Source organism: Dehalococcoidia bacterium, assembly GCA_025054935.1.
Classification (GTDB): domain Bacteria; phylum Chloroflexota; class Dehalococcoidia; order SpSt-223; family SpSt-223; genus JANWZD01.
Genome location: JANWZD010000004.1, coordinates 114,744 through 131,732, shown reverse-complemented (window position 1 = coordinate 131,732; position 16,989 = coordinate 114,744). Strand labels below are relative to the sequence as shown.

At 69.7% G+C, this 16,989-nt stretch carries 16 protein-coding genes; 7 read left to right on the top strand and 9 right to left on the bottom strand.

Translation table 11 applies throughout. The features are described 5' to 3' along the window. Nucleotides 1–87 precede the first annotated feature (87 nt). Both NZ773_06885 and NZ773_06880 read right to left on the bottom strand, forming a co-directional pair. Nucleotides 88–828 (bottom strand): hypothetical protein, encoded by a 741-nt coding sequence (locus NZ773_06885; GenBank protein MCS6801649.1) that lies wholly within the window; start codon nucleotides 826–828, stop codon nucleotides 88–90. Further along, nucleotides 825–1,802 carry an NAD-dependent epimerase/dehydratase family protein gene (locus NZ773_06880; protein MCS6801648.1) on the bottom strand — a complete coding sequence of 326 codons (978 nt, stop codon included), beginning with the start codon at nucleotides 1,800–1,802 and terminating at the stop codon, nucleotides 825–827. Before NZ773_06880 ends, NZ773_06885 begins: the two co-directional genes overlap by 4 nt. Before the next feature lie 100 nt (nucleotides 1,803–1,902). Here NZ773_06880 and argB point away from each other — a divergent pair, with 100 nt between their 5' ends. From argB to NZ773_06850, 6 genes are all read left to right on the top strand, one after another. After that, nucleotides 1,903–2,688: an acetylglutamate kinase gene (gene argB / locus NZ773_06875; protein MCS6801647.1), complete on the top strand. Its 786-nt coding sequence runs from the start codon at nucleotides 1,903–1,905 to the stop codon at nucleotides 2,686–2,688. Between the two features lie 6 nt (nucleotides 2,689–2,694). Continuing rightward, nucleotides 2,695–5,475, top strand: coding sequence for a UPF0182 family protein (locus NZ773_06870; protein MCS6801646.1), 2,781 nt, complete (start codon nucleotides 2,695–2,697; stop codon nucleotides 5,473–5,475). 45 nt (nucleotides 5,476–5,520) lie between these two features. Next, nucleotides 5,521–6,165, top strand: a complete 645-nt coding sequence (locus tag NZ773_06865) for a hypothetical protein (GenBank protein MCS6801645.1) — start codon at nucleotides 5,521–5,523, stop codon at nucleotides 6,163–6,165. A gap of 98 nt (nucleotides 6,166–6,263) precedes the next feature. Further along, on the top strand, nucleotides 6,264–6,530 hold the full coding sequence (locus NZ773_06860) for a hypothetical protein (protein ID MCS6801644.1): 267 nt from the start codon (nucleotides 6,264–6,266) through the stop codon (nucleotides 6,528–6,530). 730 nt (nucleotides 6,531–7,260) lie between these two features. Next, nucleotides 7,261–8,244 carry a GDP-mannose 4,6-dehydratase gene (locus NZ773_06855; protein ID MCS6801643.1) on the top strand — a complete coding sequence of 328 codons (984 nt, stop codon included), beginning with the start codon at nucleotides 7,261–7,263 and terminating at the stop codon, nucleotides 8,242–8,244. A gap of 25 nt (nucleotides 8,245–8,269) precedes the next feature. Next, nucleotides 8,270–9,751 carry a hypothetical protein gene (locus NZ773_06850; GenBank protein ID MCS6801642.1) on the top strand — a complete coding sequence of 494 codons (1,482 nt, stop codon included), beginning with the start codon at nucleotides 8,270–8,272 and terminating at the stop codon, nucleotides 9,749–9,751. On the opposite strand, the gene NZ773_06845 is transcribed toward NZ773_06850, so the two are convergent. Both NZ773_06845 and NZ773_06840 read right to left on the bottom strand, forming a co-directional pair. Beyond that, a complete protein-coding gene (locus NZ773_06845; protein ID MCS6801641.1) occupies nucleotides 9,646–10,482 on the bottom strand; it encodes a glycosyltransferase family 2 protein in 837 nt (278 codons plus the stop codon). The genes NZ773_06850 and NZ773_06845 overlap by 106 nt on opposite strands. A 32-nt stretch (nucleotides 10,483–10,514) precedes the next feature. After that, a complete protein-coding gene (locus tag NZ773_06840) occupies nucleotides 10,515–11,990 on the bottom strand; it encodes an FAD-dependent oxidoreductase (protein MCS6801640.1) in 1,476 nt (491 codons plus the stop codon). Nucleotides 11,991–12,076: 86 nt separating this feature from the next. Here NZ773_06840 and NZ773_06835 point away from each other — a divergent pair, with 86 nt between their 5' ends. Next, a complete protein-coding gene (locus NZ773_06835) occupies nucleotides 12,077–12,409 on the top strand; it encodes an SdpI family protein (protein MCS6801639.1) in 333 nt (110 codons plus the stop codon). Between the two features lie 343 nt (nucleotides 12,410–12,752). On the opposite strand, the gene trpB is transcribed toward NZ773_06835, so the two are convergent. The 5 genes from trpB to NZ773_06810 are packed head-to-tail and all read right to left on the bottom strand — an operon-like array spanning nucleotide 12,753 to nucleotide 16,984. Then, entirely contained in the window at nucleotides 12,753–13,955 is a 1,203-nt protein-coding gene (gene trpB, locus NZ773_06830) for a tryptophan synthase subunit beta (GenBank protein MCS6801638.1), read from the bottom strand. Further along, nucleotides 13,952–14,587 carry a phosphoribosylanthranilate isomerase gene (locus NZ773_06825; GenBank protein ID MCS6801637.1) on the bottom strand — a complete coding sequence of 212 codons (636 nt, stop codon included), beginning with the start codon at nucleotides 14,585–14,587 and terminating at the stop codon, nucleotides 13,952–13,954. The genes trpB and NZ773_06825 overlap by 4 nt, the downstream gene beginning before the upstream one ends. After that, on the bottom strand, nucleotides 14,584–15,393 hold the full coding sequence (trpC, locus tag NZ773_06820; protein MCS6801636.1) for an indole-3-glycerol phosphate synthase TrpC: 810 nt from the start codon (nucleotides 15,391–15,393) through the stop codon (nucleotides 14,584–14,586). The genes NZ773_06825 and trpC overlap by 4 nt, the downstream gene beginning before the upstream one ends. Then, nucleotides 15,390–16,400, bottom strand: coding sequence for an anthranilate phosphoribosyltransferase (gene trpD, locus NZ773_06815; protein ID MCS6801635.1), 1,011 nt, complete (start codon nucleotides 16,398–16,400; stop codon nucleotides 15,390–15,392). Before trpD ends, trpC begins: the two co-directional genes overlap by 4 nt. Beyond that, entirely contained in the window at nucleotides 16,397–16,984 is a 588-nt protein-coding gene (locus NZ773_06810; GenBank protein ID MCS6801634.1) for an aminodeoxychorismate/anthranilate synthase component II, read from the bottom strand. The genes trpD and NZ773_06810 overlap by 4 nt, the downstream gene beginning before the upstream one ends. Nucleotides 16,985–16,989 lie beyond the last annotated feature (5 nt).

Here is a 16,989-nt window from a genome sequence, read left to right as displayed (position 1 = left end):
CCCGCCGCCGCGCAGCCGAGCGCGGACGAACTGGAGCGCGAGGCTCATTCGAGATACGCCGAGCGGCCGAACTGCCGCTGATACGCTTCAGGGCAGTGTGTCGGGACGATCGGGAGAGCGGGCCGGGGGCAGTGAAGCGCGCCCCGATCGGCGCGCGGACAGCACGCGATCGTCGACGAACGGGTTCGTGGTCGGGTGCGGCAGCCGCTCCTCGCGCAGCGAGCAGCTATACCAACAGGCGTCGGCGGCGAGCAACAGCAGCCCATCGATGGTGCGCAGCAGCGCGCCGAGCTGGCCGCGGCGGTGGCCCGGGAGACGGACCAGCCGGACCCTGCCGTCGCCAAGCAGGGTGTAGGGTGGGCCAAGGCCGGGCAGGGTCGGGCCCTCGAAGCACGCGATCGGCTGACGCCGCGCCCGGCTCGGCAGCAGCGCCGGAAGCACGCCCCGCCGCAGCCCGCGGCATCCTCCCATGCTCCGGCTGGGGCAACGATCCGCGCCGCCGGAAGATCGGGGAGGCCAGCGATGTGATCTGATCGTCCGGACCTCGCTCGCAGCGATCCCGTGCGGCCAACTCGGCAGCGGCGGCAGCCGCCCGTCGAGCAGAAGCGGCGTCGCGAGCCGGGAGCGCCGATACGGAAAGCGCGCCGTCACGGCGAGAATGCGGGGCGCATAGCCCGCCTCCCAGAGAACGACCCCATGCTCCGGATGGCGGTTCAGGCCGACAAGGGCGCGGCAGCGACGGGCGCGCCGCGCGCTGCCCCGCACGGGGTGATGTTCGGAGGCACGGCAGGAACCGGTGTCGAGCAGGTCGAAGGCACCTGCGGTCATGCCGCCTGCCGCAGCGCCGCCAGCGTGCGGGCAATTCCCTCCTCGAGGGAGATCCGGGGCTGATAGCCGAGATCGCAGCGCGCCGCCGCGATGTCGTAGGTCTGGGTTCGAGCGAGCAGCAGAACGGTGTAGCGGGTGAGCGCCGGCTCGCGGCCGCTGCGCGCGGCAGCAGCCTCCAGAATGCGGGCGAGGACAAGGGCTGCGCGCAGCGGCAGCCGCGGACCGGGCGGGGGAAGGCCGAGGTGAGCGAGCACGCGGCGGATAACCTCCCAGAGCAGCGCCGGCTCACCATTCGTGATCGTGTACGTCCGGCCGACAGCGCGCGGGCAGCGCAGGGCGAGGACGATAGCCTGCGCCGCATTCTCCACGTAGGTCAGGTCGACGAGGTTCCGTCCATCGCCGATAAGGGGCAGCCGGCGCCGGCGCGCCGCCGCGATCAGGCGCGGAAGGAGCGCCGTGTCGCCCGGACCGAACAGCGCTTTCGGGCGCACGATCACCGTCTCGAGGTCGCCCGCTGCCTCACGGACGAGGTCTTCGCCGATCTTCTTCGTCAGCGCATAGTCGGAGAGAAAGCGGCGGGGAAAGGGCGCCGCTTCAGTGGCGCGCACGACATCGCGGCCGTCGAAGACAACGCTCGGCGACGAGACATAGACCAGCCGCCGGACCCCATGACGGCGGCAGCCGGCGATGACAGATGCGGTGCCGCCGATGTTGACGGCGCGGAAGAGGCGCGGCGGGCCCCACGGCGCCGAGAGCGCGCCGGCGTGGACGACCGCCTCGACGCCGGCACACGCCGCGACGACCGCCTCGTGCTCACGCAGGTCGAGGGAGCGCGTCTCGACCGCCCGGGCGAGCGCGGGGTCAAGCCGGTCGAGGGCGCGTCCCGCAATCACGGGCGTCTCGTCGGCCGCAATCAGCTCGCGGGCGATCTGCTGGCCGAGAAATCCCGTTCCGCCCGTGATCAGCACGCGCATCGAACTAGGTTGTACTCGGCAGGGCAAGTTTCGACAAGCGGCTGCAGCTTGACGGTGCGCGAGCGTGTAGGATTACGTGAACCATTCTGCAGGAGTGCCGATGGCGGACCATTCGCAGCGGCCGATTGTCGTCAAGCTTGGCGGCAGCACGCTGGGCGACCACGACACCTCCCTTGCCGATCTCGCCGCGCTCGCCCGCGCCGGTCTGCCCGTCGTCGTCGTCCACGGCGGCGGCAAAGCGATCACTGAGTGGCTGCGCCGCCTCGGCGCGCCGACACGCTTCGTCCGCGGCTTGCGCGTCACCGACGCAATGAGCCTCGAGGTGGTGCTCGGCGTCCTCGGCGGCCTCGTCAACACCCAGCTCGTCGCCGAACTGGGGCGCGCCGGCGCTCCGGCCGTGGGGCTGACGGGCGCCGATGGCGGCCTGCTGCTCGTCGAGCCGGCCGACCCGGAGCTCGGTTTCGTCGGCGCCATCGCCGAGGTCCGCCCCGCAATTCTGCGCCAGCTGCTTGACGCCGGGCTTGTGCCTGTTGTCGCGCCGATCGGGCTCGGCCGGCGCGACGGCGCGCTCTACAACCTGAACGCCGATACTGCCGCCGGGGCGATCGCGGCCGCCCTCGAGGCCGAGCGGCTGATCTTTCTCACCGACGTCGCGGGGGTGCGCGGCGCGGACGGGTCGCTCCTTCCCGCTCTCGACCCGGTAACGGCGCGCGCGCTGATCGATGCCGGCGTGATCGCCAGCGGCATGATCCCGAAGGTCGAGGCTGGGCTTGCAGCGGGACGCGCCGTCATCGCCGACGGCCGGTTGCCCGGCGCGCTTGGCCGAGCGCTCCGTGAAGAGAGCGGCACGCTCGTGCTCGGCGCGCCGACCCCCTCGACAGCGTGACCGACAATGACGACGTTTGAGCGCTGGCCAAACCCGGGGCGGATGCCCTCGCGGCTGCCAAGCACGCGCCCGAGCGGCTGCGCCCGCGCCATCGGCATCGCTGCCCTTGTTGTCGCAGCGATGTTCCTGCTGCTGCTTATCGTCGGCGGCCAGGTCGCCGATTTCCTCTGGTTCGACGCGCTCGGCTACGGCGCCGTCTTTCTGACAGCAGTGACAGCGCGCTGGACACTCGCCTTCGCCAGTGGGGCGGCCGCGTTTCTCTTTGTGCTTGTCAACCTCGTCATCGCCCGCCGCATCGGCGGACCGCGGCTGCCGTCGTACATCCCGCGGGAGGAATGGGTGGGACCCGGCGCCGGGCCGAACTGGGCGGTCGTCCTCGCCGCCGGCGCGGTCGCGCTGATCATCGGGCTTGCCGTCGGCAGCGAGTGGGCGACGATCCTGCTCGCCCTCAACGCGGAGCGCTTCGGCCTCGCCGATCCCGTCTTCGGCAACGACATCAGTTTCTATTTCTTCACGCTGCCACTGCTCCGCCTCGCGCACAGCACCGCACTCTCGCTCGTCTTCCTGACCCTTGTCGCCGTGGTCGTGACCTATGTCATCCTGCTAGCAGGCGACGGGCTGCGCGCGGCGCGCAGCCGTCCCGTCATTGGGCACGGCTCCGTTTTGGCGGCTCTCCTCCTTCTGCTGGTCGCGGGCGGCTACTGGCTGGACCGCTACGAGGTGCTTTTCTCTGCCGGCCGAGCGGTCTACGGAGCAGGCTACACCGATGTCAACGCCCGGCTGCCCGCGCTCGAGATCCTCGGCAGCATCACGGCGCTCGGCGCGGTTGCGCTGCTCGCTAATCTCTGGGTCCGCGCTCTCTGGCCGCTTGCCGTCGCCGCCGGGGTCTGGGTGACGATGGCAGTCATCCTGCTCGGGGTGTGGCCTGCTGCCGTCCAGCGCTTCGTCGTCGAGCCGAGCGAACTGTCGAACGAGCTGCCTTATCTTGAGCGGAACATCGCTTTCACGCGCCGGGCATTCGGCCTTGACGCCATCGAGGAACGCCCCTTTACCCCGCGGGATGAGCTGACCGCCGCCGACGTCGCGCGCAACAGTCAGACGCTTGCCAACTTGCGCCTCTGGGACTATCGCTTCCTGCGCGACACCTACAACCAGATCCAGAGCATCCGGCTGTACTACGAGTTCCCCGACATCGATGTCGACCGCTATGTCATCAACGGGCAGCTTCGCCAAGTGATGCTCGGCGCGCGCGAACTGGTGCAGGCACGCCTGCCCGACCGCGCCCAAAACTGGGTGACGCGGCGGCTGCAGTTTACCCACGGCTACGGCGTCGCGATGAGCACGGCCAACGAGGTGACCCCCGAGGGGCTGCCGCGCTTTCTCATCCGCGACGTGCCGCCAGTCGGCGACATCCCGCTGACGCGGCCGGCGATCTATTTCGGCGAGCGGACCGACGGCTACGTCATCGTCAACACTACCGTGCCCGACCTCGAGTTCGACTACCCGCGCGGCGAGGAGAACGTCTCGACCGAGTTCCGCGGCAGCGGCGGCGTCCGCCTCGACCAGCCGTGGAAGCGGCTGCTCTTCGCTTGGCGTTTCGCCGATGGCAATATCGTCCTCTCGCAGTACATCGGGCCGAATTCGCAGATCCTGTTCGCCCGCAACATCCGCGAGCGGCTGGCGCGGATCGCGCCGTTTCTCCTCATCGACCCCGACCCGTATCTCGTCGTCGATAACGGACGGCTCGTCTGGATGCTCGACGGCTACACGATCTCAGACCAGTTCCCCTATGCCGAGCCGTACCGCCGCGGCGATCGCACGATCCGCTACATCCGCAACAGCGTCAAGGCGACAATCGACGCCTACGACGGCTCGGTCATCCTCTACCTCGCCGACCCAGACGACCCCATCATCCGGACCTGGTCGCGGGTGTTCCCGGGCATGATCCGGCCGCTGAGCGAGATGCCGGCGAATCTGCTCGCCCATCGGCGCTATCCCGAACTGATCTTCACGATCCAAGCGACGATGTTTCAGACCTATCACATGACGGACCCGCAGGTCTTCTACAACCGCGAGGACCAGTGGTCGATCCCGACCGATGTCTACGGCGCCGGCACTCCCCCGATGGAGCCGTACTATGTCATCCTCCGCATTCCGGGGGAGACGCGGGAGGAATTTGTCCAGATCCTTCCCTACACGCCGAACCGGCGCGACAACATGATCGCGTGGCTCGCCGCGCGGTCGGACGGCGATCAGTACGGCAAGCTGGTCGCGATCCGCTTCCCGAAAGACCGGGTCGTCTTCGGTCCGGCCCAAATCGGGGCGCGCATCAACCAAGACCCCGTCATCTCCTCGCAGTTCGCCCTCTGGAACCAGCAGGGGACACGGGTCGGGCGCGGCAATCTGCTCGTCATTCCGCTCGAGCAGACGCTGCTCTATGTCGAGCCGATCTACCTCCAAGCCGAGCGGAGCCAACTTCCGGAGCTGAAGCGCGTCGTGCTGGCAACCGCCACCCGGATCGTGATGGAGCCGACCTTCGAGGAGGCGCTGGCACGGCTGCTCGACGGCCAGCGGCCCACGGGCACGCCGCCTGCCGGACCGACCACGCCGACCGGGCTGCCCCCCTCCGTCTCGAGCGACATCGCTGCGCTCGCCCGGTCGGCCCAAGAGCAGTACGATCGGGCGCACGAGCGGCTGCGGGCGGGCGACTTCGCCGGCTACGGCGAGTATATTCGGCGGCTGGAGGCTGACCTCCGCCGATTGGTAGAACTGACCACGCCGCGCTAATCAGTCAGCGCGCCACGACCATCCCCGCGAGCGCTCGGTGGAGGAATGATGACGAATGACAACGGACAGCGGCTACGACAAGTTCCTCCCGCACGGGCGGCCGAGGACCTGCCGAAGCGGCGCGAGATCGAGCAGGACGGCGTGCGGGATGTCGTCGGCCGGCGGGTCGATATCCGGCAGAGCAGCCTGCGCGATGTTCACGCCGACGTCGTCACTGTCCGCCAAGCCGGCCTCGGCCGCGTCTCGGCGCAGCAGGTGGACCTCCTCCAAAGCGGCGCCGGCGCGGTCACCGGCGGCACAGTCCGGCTCGGCCCGAATGCCGCAGCCGGCATGGTGGCGGGGCGCGATGTCACGCTCGACCAGAGCCGGGCGCCGGTCGTGCTCGCCGGCCGGCGGGCGCGTGTCGACCAGGCCGCAGTCGGGATCGTCGCGGCGCAGCGCGTCTCGCTCCGCCAAAGCGCTGCCGGCGCTGTCTTTGCCCTGAAGGTGACCGGGGATGTTCGGCCCCTCTTCGGCACGCAGGCCGCGCTCGCCTTTGGCGCCGCCTTCGCCGTCGTGCTGACGGTGCTGCAATTCCTCGTACGCCGAGAGCGGCTGACGTTCCCCACGCTGCGCTTTCGGCGCCAGTCCGATCCGCCGCCGGTGGTCGCAGTCGTTCGGCGCCGCCTCAAGGTGCTCGCCGGCGACTAGACAGAGCTGTCGGCGTGCCGCTGCCGGCGCGCACGGCTGTGCGCTGACAGCACCCGCGCGAGAGCGGCGGACGAAGGCGGCGCCGGCGTGAGGGGAGAATGGCCGGCGCTGCCGCCCTCGTTCCAGCACGACTTGACCTTCCTCGAGCGCTTCCGGCAGGGGCTGCGGCGACGGGCGCCTTGAGCAGCGGTAGCTCCTCCCCGATCGTCCCTTCGGCGCATCGGACGGTATCGCCTCTCTACGCTGCCGGCAGCCCCCTGCGCGATGCCGTCCCCGCGAGATCGCTCCCCCTGCCCGTCGTTCAGCACCTTGCCGCCGCCCTCGATTTCGCTCGCGGCCGCGGCATCGTCCATCGCGACCTGTAGCTGTCGAATGTTCTGCTGCGAGGAGCCGACAACGGCGCCCCACTCCGCCAGCCCCGGGTGAAGCCGGCTGACGTCGGGATCGCTAAGCTGGTTGGCAGCGGACGACATCTGCCAGCGCGCCATGGCGAAGCAGTCGGCGGACCGCTGCTACACCGCCGACGCGGTTGCCGCCGTCGCCGGCGAGGCGCCAGCGCGAGGCGGCCTCGCGGCCCCTCCGCCGCCGAGTTCTTCTCGCTCGCAGCGGCGCTCGTGCTGGCTGGGATCGGGACCGCGCTGCTCCAGCCGCAGCGGAGGCGCTGGCATTCTGCTGCCGGCCGGGCCGGTCGCGGGCCGGTTCCGGGGTCTCCCCCGCCGCGCCGCGCCGAGCCGGTCGAGCGGGGGAGCCGCGCGGGCAGGTTTCTCCCTCTCCGATCCGGAGGCGGTCTACGCTGTCAGCGGGAAGCCGACCAGCACCCGGCAGCGGCCGGTCGGCCGCCGTCCGGCATCGAGCGGCCGCCAGCCAGCCGACGCTGCTTGCCCTGGGCGACCGCATCCGTCAAGCTTTGTCGAACGTGCAAGAGCTTCTCAGACCGCCAAACCCGAGCGTCGCGGCCGTGTCCGATGCGGCTGGGCAGCGGTTTCAGCCCGGCCTTGTGCTTGGGATGCGCCCGCCGGCGATCTCCGCGCTGTTCAACGACGGCGGCTTTTGCATCATCCGCCAGCAGGGGCGCTCGGTTCGAAGGAAAGAACGATGAACGTGCTGATCACTGGCATCACCGGCCTCGTCGGCAGTCATCTGGCTGAATACCTGCTTGAGCAGCCAGGAGTGAAGGTCTACGGCTTCAAGCGTTGGCGCAGCGACCCGGCAACTATCCGCCACCTTATCGGCCGCATCGAGATCATCGAGGGCGATATCGAAGACCGTTCCTCCGTCGAGCGCGCCGTCGCGATCAGCCGGCCGGACCGCATCTTCCACCTCGCGGCCCAGAGCTATCCCTCAGAGTCGTGGGACGCCCCCGCCCTCACCGTCCAAGCAAACGTCATCGGCACGATCAACCTCCTCGAGACGGTCCGCCATCGCTCGCCGCACACTGCTGTCCATGTCGCCGGTTCGAGCGCGGAATATGGCTTCATCCGGCCGGAGGACTGCCCGATCGTCGAGACGATGCCGCTGCGGCCACTCAGTCCGTACGGCGTCAGCAAGGTCGCGCAAGAGCTGCTCGCCTACCAGTATTTCGCCAACTTCGGGCTGCGCACTTACATCACCCGCTCGTTCAACCACATCGGGCCGCGCCAGGGCGAGCGCACTGCCGTCCAGACCTTCTGCAAGCAGGTCGCCGAGATCGAAGCGGGACTGCGGCCGCCCGTTGTCCGCGTTGGCAACCTGACGCCGCGCCGCGACTTCACCGACGTGCGCGACGTCTGCCGAGCGCTCTGGCTGCTCCTCGAGCGGGGCCGGCCAGGAGAGCCGTATAACCTCTGCTCGGGCGAGGCGCCGGTGATCAGGGACGTGCTCGCCCTCGTCCTCTCGAAGACCGCCGTCACGGTCACGGTCGAGGAAGACCCGGCCCGGCTTCGGCCGAGCGACGAGCCGATCCTGCTCGGCGATAACAGCAAGCTCCGCGCCGACACCGGCTGGGCGCCCGAGATCCCCCTCTCTGTCAGCATCGACCGGATCCTCGCCTATTGGCGCTCCCGCCTTGCCGAGGAGACGGCAGCGCGGCTGGCGGTGTAACCGCCGGTCCTCTCATCGCGAGGCCATGCCTGCCGGAGCTAGCCGGTTGCTCGCTCTCTTCGCCGTCGCTGTCGCCGCTCGGCTGCTCTGGCTCTTCCCGGTCGACGGACCAGGCTACCTCGATGCCTCCTACCAGCTGCTGGTCGCCAAGCGGCTGGCGGCGGGCGAGGGGCTGACCGCGCCGGTGATCTGGCACTGGCTGCGGCTGCCCGATGCCGTCATCCACCCCAGTCACGACTACTGGATGCCGCTCGGCGCGCTGCTGGCCGCCGGCGGGCTGCTGCTGACCGGAGACAGCTGGCCGGCCGCCGTCCTGCCCGGTCTGCTCCTCTCGGCCCTCCTCGCGCCGATCGCCGCTTGGCTGACGCGGATCGCCGGCGGCACTCCCGCCGACGAGTGGATTGCGGCAGGCCTCGCGCTGACTGCGGGGAGCGTCGCCGCGCATTGGGCGACCACCGACCCGATGACGGTGTTCGCGCCGCTCGGCGCGCTCGCGCTCATCCTCGCCGACCGCGCAGGGAGACGGAGCGCCCTTCTTGGCGGTGCGTTCGCCGGCCTCGCGCAGCTCGCCCGCGCCGATGGGTTCCTGCTGCTCGCTGCCCTCATCATCGTTCGGCTCCGTCGCGACCCAGCAGCGGCTCTGCTCGGCGCGGCTGCGTTCGGAGCAGTCGTCGCTCCGTGGGTCATCCGCAACGCCGCGACGTTCGGCTGGCCGCCGTTCATCGGCGTGGCGACGGTCTGGCTGACCGAATACAACGACCTCTTTCGCCCCGGCGGCGCGACCGCAGCCGACTGGTGGGGACGCGGGGTCGGCACGATCGCAGGCGAAAAGCTGGTCGCCCTTGGCCTCAACCTCGCGGTGCTGGCGCTGCTCGGCCATCTCTTCTGGACCCCCGTCGGACTGGCCGGGCTGCTCCTCCAGCGGCGGCCCGCGCCGCTCGTCTATCTCGGCCTGCTGCTGGTGTCAGCGTCGTGTTTGTTGCCTTTACCCCGGGGGCGCGGCGCCTTCGCCCACGGCCTGACGGCGCTCATCCCCGCCTTCGCGGCCGGCGCGGTTCTCGGCCTCCATCGCGTCGCCGACTGGCTCGCGGCACGCCGGCGGCTCCCGCCCGCCCAAGCACGGCAGCGGCTCGCGCTGATCGCGCTCGGAGGAGCGATCGTCGCCGGCACTGGTCTCGGCTGGCAGCAGGTGAGCGAGTGGCGCAGCTGGCGCAGCGCGCTCGCGGCCGCGGCTGCCGTCGTCGAGGCGAGCGCGCCAGGAGCGACCGTCGTCGCCGCCGACCCCGGGACCTACGCCGCCATCAGCGGTCAGCCTGCCATTGTCATGCCGAACCTGCCGCCTGCCGAGGCGATCGCGCTCGCGCGCCGCTACGGCGCGACTGTCATCCTCATCGGCAATGCCTATCCTCGCCCCTGGTCGCGCTGGCTTGCCGGTGAGGAGAGTGTCCCGACGGCGCGCCTGCTTGGCGAGGCGGGCGGCTTCCGCATCGTCGCCATCGCCGAGTGACGGCGGCGCGGCCGGAGCGTGCGCCCCGCCCATCGGATGCGGGCCAAGTCGCGGAACATGCGGGCGGTGTCGCGAACGATGCGCAAGCGCGAGGCCGGGTCGTTCGTCCACGTAACCGGAACCTCGCGCACGCGGTAGCCGAGCCGCTCCGCTAGGAAGAGCAGCTCGATGTCGAACATGAAGCCATCAATGCGGGCACGGCGAAAGATGTCGCGCGCTGCCGCGGCTGTCATCATCTTGAACCCGCATTGGGTATCGGCGTAGCCGCGCACGCCAGACATGGCGACTTGAAGGAGATTGAAGATCCGCGTGGCGACGACCCGGTAGCGCGGCTGCGGAACGATGATCTGGGCTCCCGGAAGCGCGCGCGAGCCGATGACGATGTCCCATCCTGCCGCGATCTCGCGCAGAGCAGTATCGATCGCGGCGAGGTCAGTCGAAAGGTCGGCGTCCATGAAGCCGACGATCGCCCCACTCGCCGACAGCATGCCGGTGCGGACGGCGTAGCCTTTGCCCCGGTTCGGCTGGTAGGAGATCAGGCGCAGGCCGGGCAGGCGGGCAGCGCGGACGACATCGGCAGTGCCGTCGTGGCTGCCATCATCGACGACGATCACCTCGCACCGCTCCGGCCGAGCGGCAAGCGCCCGCGCGAGCGCGGCGAGCGTCCGCGGCAGGCGGCGGGCTTCGTTATACGCCGGAATGACCAGCGACAGGGCGAGCGGCTTGGCCATCGCCGCGAATGCTAGCAGAGTCAGCGTGCCGCTCAGGCAGCGGCGGCAACCTGCCGAGCGAGACGCTGGCCGAGCTCCCGGCCGAAGACGAGCGCCGGACCGATGCTCATCCCGCCGCAGAAGGAGTCGCCGCTGAAGGTGGCGGCGCCGAGCACCTCGCCCACTCCGTATAACCCCGCGATCGGCGTGCCGTCCGGCCGGAGGATGCGCAAGTCGCGGTCGGCTCGAAGCCCGGTCCACGTCCGCAGGACGATCCCCTGCTGCTTGATGGCGTAGAACGGCGGCTGAACGATAGGGAGAGGCCGGTGCTGGCGGCCAAGCGGGTCGGGAGCGCCGGCAGCGAGCGCCGCGTTGTAGGCATCGATCGTCGCCTGCAGCGTCGCTGCAGGAACGTCCATCTTCGCCGCCAGGCGGTCGATGGTATCAGCGGCAAGGACAAGCCGCCCCTCCTTCGCTTTCGCGCGGATCTCCGGCGCGGGCCAGCGGAGGATCAGCGGCGGCGACTCTTCAAGGATGCGGTCGTCGAAGACGACCCAGAAGCGCATGTCGGGCTGGTGAAGCAGCGCCCGCTCGCGGTTATCGACGCTCTCCTCATCCTCGCGGATGAAGCGCTCGCCCCGCTGGTTGACCCACACCTCCCAGGGCATCCGCGTCTGCGGCACCAGCCGGGCAGTGATATCCCACTCGTCGGGCGCGGAGGTGTAGACCCGTCCGGGATGATCGGGGTCTTCGATCCCGCCGAAAGTGGGGAGAAAATACTCGGAGCCGACAAGCTGCGCGCCGACCGCCTCCCCAAGCAGCAGCCCATCGCCCGTTGAGGCGGGATTGCCGATCGAGACGAGCCGCCGCCCGCCCGTGAAGCGAGCGAACAGTTCGGGGCTGCTTGAATAGCCGCCCGTTGTCAGAACGACTGCCGGCGCGCGGTAGTCGCGGCCAGCAGCGACCACCCCGACAACGCGATCGCCCTCCATCACGAGCCGCTCCGCCGGCGCGTTGAAGACGACACGGACACGGCCGCTCGCAAAGTGCGGCTCGAGCAGGCGGTTGAGCAGCTTGAGCAAGGAACGGCCGTTCTCCGCGCCCCAATAGGTCCGCGGCTTGCTATACGGCTCGTGGCCATAGATGATGACGGGGCAGCTCTCCTCAAACTCGAAGCCGTTGTCCTGCAGCCAGTCGACAAAGGCGGGCGCGAGGTCGACATAGCGGCGGACAAGTTCACGGTTCACGGTGTTGCGGCTGATGCGGAGGATGTCAGCGAAATGCTCATCGGGCGAATCGTCGATGCCGCGCTCGCGCTGGCGCCGCGTGCCGCCGGCTGAGAACATCCCGCTCGAGACATAGAGCGTGCCGCCGACGCGGTTCGTCTTTTCGAGCAAGAGCACCCGCGCCCCGGCCTCGGCCGCCGAGTAGGCAAGGATCAAGCCGGCCGTCCCCGCGCCGACCGCGATGATATCTGGCTGGAACCCCTCGGCCGCGGCCGTCTCTGGCCGCAGGGTGGTCATCGTCATGCCGTGCTCCTTCCACTACGATCCCGCCGTCACGTTAAGGGCGAAGGCGAGCGGTGTCAAGGAGCCGCCCTCCCCCGGAGCGAGCGATGGCGGTCTGGCTCGGCGCAATCAATGTGGCAGCGGGGGCAGCATTCATTCTCTTGGCGCTCCCTCTCTACCTGCGGCGCGTTCCGCGCGGCTGGTACGGCGCGCGCTTTCCGAACGCCCTCAAGTCGGACCGCCATTGGTACGCCGTGAACTACCACGCCGGCCGGCGGATGATCCAGCTTGCGCCGGTGCTCGTCGTCATCGGGCTCTACGCCCTAGTCGTCCCCATCGAGCTGACGGCGGGCCTAACTTGGATGTTTGCGCTCGCGCCCGCGATCGTGGCGGGGCTAGTCCTTATCGACGCCTATCTCTACTCGCTCCGCCTCCGCTGACCGCAGTTCAAGTGGATGCCCACCCAGAAGCCAGGCAGCGATCGCGACCGCCGGCGCAATGACGCCCTTTGGGCGCTTACGGTTGGCGGCGTGGACGGAACGCTGGACCCGTCCTGCGGGCCGTTCGTCCGCTTTCGGGGCAGGAGCGGCCGCATTCGGCGTCAACCCAGCGGCGCTGCTGCACGAGCGGAAGACGCTCTTGGCCTCAGGCGGAGCGAGAGCGCGCCCTCCGTCAGTCGCTCCGCGGCCGTACTGCCGGTCTCGCAGCGGCGGCACGAAATGGTCGCGCAGCGGCCGCCCAGCGGGAGGTCGGCACGCGCATTTGGCGGTCGGGGCGCGGCTTTTAGAGCACGATCCCGAGCGCCGCGGCGACGGTCTGCATATCCTTGTCGCCCCGCCCGCTCAGGTTGAGGATGACCGATTCGTCGGCCGGCAGCGACCGCGCCACCTCAACCGCCGTCAGCACGGCGTGCGCCGGCTCGAGCGCGGGGATGATCCCTTCAGTGCGGCAGAGCAGCTGGAAGCCCTCAAGCGCCTCTGCGTCCGTCGCGGCACGGTATTCAGCGCGCCCGATCTCGCGGAAGAAAGCATGCTCAGGGCCGACGCCCGGATAGTCGAGGCCGGCCGAGATGCTGTGCGTCTCCCGCACTTGGCCCCATTCGTCTTGGAGGACATAGCTCCGCGCCCCGTGGAGAACGCCGACTTCGCCGGCAACGAGGGTTGCAGCATGTTTGCCGGTCTCTAGGCCCGCGCCGGCCGCCTCAACGCCGATCAGCCGGACCCCTGCGTCCTCGGCGAAGGGGTAGAACATGCCGATCGCGTTCGACCCGCCGCCGACGCAGGCGATTACCGCCGCCGGCAGCTTGCCGGTCAACTCAAGGATGGCGGCCCGCGCCTCGCGGCCGATCACCGATTGGTATTCGCGGACGATCCACGGATAGGGGTGCGGCCCGACAGCGCTGCCGATCAGGTAGTGGGTCGTCCGCACATTGGCAACCCAGTCGCGGATTGCCTCGTTGATCGCATCCTTCAGCGTCCGGCTGCCGCTGCTGACCGGGATCACCTCCGCACCGAGCAGGCGCATCCGGAAGACATTCAGCGATTGGCGGCGGATGTCTTCTTCGCCCATGTAGACAGCGCATTCGAGGCCAAGCCGCGCGCAGACAGTCGCGGTCGCGACGCCATGCTGGCCGGCGCCGGTCTCAGCGATGACGCGCCGCTTGCCGATCCGCTTGGCGAGCAGCGCTTGACCGAGAGCGTTGTTGATCTTGTGAGCGCCGGTGTGCGCGAGGTCTTCCCGCTTCAGGAAGATCTTCGCCCCGCCCGCATGCGCGGTCAGCCGCTCGGCGAAGGTGAGGGGCGTCGGCCGGCCAACGTACTCGCGCAGCAGCCGGTCCAGCTCTGACTGGAAGCCTGGGTCAGCACGCGCCTCGATGAAGGCGTATTCGAGCTCGGCGAGCGCCGGCATCAGCGTCTCAGGGACGAAGCGTCCGCCGAAGGGACCGAACCGGCCGAGGGAGTCCGGCCGGGAAAGCACGCTTGTCATCGGCGTTCTCCTTCTTTCGGGAAAGCAGCTCGCGCCTGGTCGACGAAAGCGCGGATCTTCGCAGGGTCTTTTCGGCCAGCCGTTTCGACGCCGCTCGAGACATCGACGCCCCAAGGACGGACTGCGGCGATCGCGGCGGCAACATTGTCCGGGCGCAGCCCGCCGGCGAGCAGGATCGGCCAGCGACGCGCAATCCGCGCCGCAAGCCCCCAATCGCCGAGCTCGCCCGACCCGCCGAACGTCCCCGGCTTGAAAGAGTCGACCAGCAGCCGCGCCCCGCCAGCCACCCATGGCGCGAGAGCGCGCCAAGGGATGCGCCCCGCCGGCCGGATTGCCCGAATGACTGGACGACCCCACTCCGCCTGCGGCGACTCCGCGCCGCAGAGCTGCACGATGTCCAGTCCGACCGTATCGGCGATCGCGCGCACAGTCGCCGGCGCCTCGTTGACGAAGACACCGACAATCTGCGGCCCTCCCCGGGGGACCCGCCGGCGGAGCGCGGCCGCTTCCTCAGGAGCGACACGGCGCGGGCTCGGCGCGAAGACAAACCCGATGAACTCGGCGCCCGCTTCAACCGCCGCTTCGACTGCGGCCGGGTCGCGCAGGCCGCAGATCTTGACCGCGACGCTCATGACACCGCCGTCACGCCGGCCTGCCCCCAAGCGGTCAGCTTGGCGGCCGTCCGGCGCGGGTCGCCCGAGCGCATCAGCGTTTCTCCAACGAGCATTCCATCCACCCCCCACGCGATCAGGCGGCGGACATCCTCCTCCGTGGCGATAGCGCTGAGCGACAGCACGATCCGGTCGGGCGGGATCAGCGGGCGCAGACGTTCGGTCGTCCGGAGATCGACCTCGAACGTGCGCAGGTTGCGGTTGTTGATGCCGATGATCGCGGCCCCCGCCGCAACCGCGCGCGCCACCTCGTCCGGCGTGTTGACCTCGACGAGCGCCGCGACGCCGGCCGCGCGTGACGTCTCGAGCAGCGAGCACAGCAGCGCGTCGTCGACGATTGCGACGATGACCAGCACGGCATCGGCGCCGGCGGCGCGACCCTCCCACACTTGGTAGGGGTCCAGCAGAAAGTCCTTGCGCAGCAGCGGCATCGCCGGCAAGGCCGTCCGGACGGCCGCGAGGTCGTCGAGCGAGCCGTGGAAATGGCGCGGCTCGGTCAGGACCGAGATCGCCGCCGCCCCGCCCTCGGCATAAGCGCGAGCGAGGGCAACAGGGTCTGGCGCGGCATTGAGGCGGCCTTTGGCGGGCGAGGTGCGCTTGATCTCCGCAATCAATTGGACGCCAGGCCGGCGAAACGGTGCCGCAAAATCGAGCGCCGGCGGCAGCGCCGCGCAGCGCGCGCGCAGCGCTTCGAGCGGCAGGCGCCTCATCGCCTCTGCGAGGTCGGCGCGGCGGTCGGCAACAATGCGGCTGAGAAACTCGCTCACGCTGCTTGGCTCACGGCAACAGCGCGCTCGAGCGCCTCGCGCGCCCGTCCGGCGCGGACCACTTCGGCGGCATAGGCAACCCCTTCTTCCCAGGTCGGTGCCAGCCCGCCGACGAAGAGTGCCGCGCCGGCATTGAGGAGAACGATATCCCGGCGCGGACCACCCATACCGGCGAAGATGTCGCGGATCATCTCGGCGTTCTCTTGGGGCGTGCCCCCCGCGACCGCGGCGAGCGGCGCCTCAGAGAGCCCGACCATCGCCGGCTCGATCGTCCGGCGTTCAATCCCCTCCGGACCGAGCAGGAACGCTTCGGTTGGGCCGTGCAGCCCGATCTCGTCGAGCCCGTCCGGCCCGGCGACGACCATGCCGCGCTGGACGCCGAGCAAGCGGAGCGCGGCGGCTATCTTCTCGGCAACCGCCGGGCTGGGCACACCGATCACCTGCGCCACCGGCCGCGCCGGGTTGGTGAGCGGACCAAGGAGGTTGAACACTGTCCGCACGGCGATCTCGCGGCGTACCGGGGCGACATGCCTCATCGCCGGGTGATAGCGCTGCGCGAACATGAAGCCGAAGCCTGCCGTCTCGATCGAGCGGGCGACCGCTTCCGGCTCGAGGTCGACCCGGTAGCCGAGCGCCTCGAGCACATCCGCCGACCCCGATTTGCTCGTCATCCCTCGGTTGCCGTGCTTGGCGACCTTCAGTCCCGCCCCGGCGGCAACGAACGCGGCGGCGGTCGAGATGTTCAGCGTGCCGTGGCCGTCACCGCCCGTCCCGCACGTGTCGATGACGGCGCCGGTGACACGCACCGGCGCTGCTTTCTCGCGCATCACCGATGCCATGCCGGCGATCTCCTCGACCGTCTCACCTTTCATGCGGAGGGCGACGAGAAACGCGGCGGCTTGGGCCGGCGACGCTTGGCCGCTCATCAGCTCCTCCATTGCGGCAGCGGCTTGCTCGCGGCGCAGCGAGCGGCCTTCAACCAGCAGGCCGAGCGCTTCGACGATCATGGCGCCACCTCCGCCGGCGCCGGCAGCGAAAGGAAATTCCGCAGCAGGTCTTTCCCCACCGCCGTCATGATCGACTCCGGATGAAACTGGACCCCCTCGATCGGATAGCGCCGGTGCCGCAGCCCCATGATAATGCCGGACGCAGTCCAAGCGGTCACCTCGAGTTCGTCGGGGAGGTCTTCAGGCGCCACCATCAGAGAGTGATAGCGGATCGCCTCGAAGGGGTTTGGCAGGCCGGCGAAGACGCCTTTCCCGCGGTGGTAGATCGCCGACGTCTTGCCGTGCATCAGCTCCGGCGCCCGCACGACGCGCCCCCCAAACGCTTCGCCGATGCATTGGTGGCCGAGGCAGACGCCAAGCACCGGGATCTCCGGCCCGAGGCGGCGGATCAGTTCGACGGAGACCCCCGCCTCTCTCGGCGTGCACGGGCCTGGCGAGACGATGATCCGCTCCGGCCGCCGCGCTCGAACGTCCTCCACCGTGACCTGATCGTTGCGCACTACCTCCACCTCTGCCCCGAGCTCGGCCACATATTGATAAAGGTTCCACGTAAAGGAGTCGTAGTTGTCAAGCAGCAGGATCATCGGTG

Excerpts from the sequence above, each read along its gene's own strand:
- NZ773_06885 (MCS6801649.1), bottom strand. The coding sequence starts at position 828 with ATGACCGCAGGTGCCTTCGACCTGCTCGACACCGGTTCCTGCCGTGCC.
- NZ773_06880 (MCS6801648.1), bottom strand. The coding sequence starts at position 1,802 with ATGCGCGTGCTGATCACGGGCGGAACGGGATTTCTCGGCCAGCAGATC.
- argB (MCS6801647.1), top strand. The coding sequence starts at position 1,903 with ATGGCGGACCATTCGCAGCGGCCGATTGTCGTCAAGCTTGGCGGCAGC.
- NZ773_06870 (MCS6801646.1), top strand. The coding sequence starts at position 2,695 with ATGACGACGTTTGAGCGCTGGCCAAACCCGGGGCGGATGCCCTCGCGG.
- NZ773_06865 (MCS6801645.1), top strand. The coding sequence starts at position 5,521 with ATGATGACGAATGACAACGGACAGCGGCTACGACAAGTTCCTCCCGCA.
- NZ773_06860 (MCS6801644.1), top strand. The coding sequence starts at position 6,264 with ATGGCCGGCGCTGCCGCCCTCGTTCCAGCACGACTTGACCTTCCTCGA.
- NZ773_06855 (MCS6801643.1), top strand. The coding sequence starts at position 7,261 with ATGAACGTGCTGATCACTGGCATCACCGGCCTCGTCGGCAGTCATCTG.
- NZ773_06850 (MCS6801642.1), top strand. The coding sequence starts at position 8,270 with ATGCCTGCCGGAGCTAGCCGGTTGCTCGCTCTCTTCGCCGTCGCTGTC.
- NZ773_06845 (MCS6801641.1), bottom strand. The coding sequence starts at position 10,482 with ATGGCCAAGCCGCTCGCCCTGTCGCTGGTCATTCCGGCGTATAACGAA.
- NZ773_06840 (MCS6801640.1), bottom strand. The coding sequence starts at position 11,990 with ATGACGATGACCACCCTGCGGCCAGAGACGGCCGCGGCCGAGGGGTTC.
- NZ773_06835 (MCS6801639.1), top strand. The coding sequence starts at position 12,077 with ATGGCGGTCTGGCTCGGCGCAATCAATGTGGCAGCGGGGGCAGCATTC.
- trpB (MCS6801638.1), bottom strand. The coding sequence starts at position 13,955 with ATGACAAGCGTGCTTTCCCGGCCGGACTCCCTCGGCCGGTTCGGTCCC.
- NZ773_06825 (MCS6801637.1), bottom strand. The coding sequence starts at position 14,587 with ATGAGCGTCGCGGTCAAGATCTGCGGCCTGCGCGACCCGGCCGCAGTC.
- trpD (MCS6801635.1), bottom strand. The coding sequence starts at position 16,400 with ATGATCGTCGAAGCGCTCGGCCTGCTGGTTGAAGGCCGCTCGCTGCGC.
- NZ773_06810 (MCS6801634.1), bottom strand. The coding sequence starts at position 16,984 with ATGATCCTGCTGCTTGACAACTACGACTCCTTTACGTGGAACCTTTAT.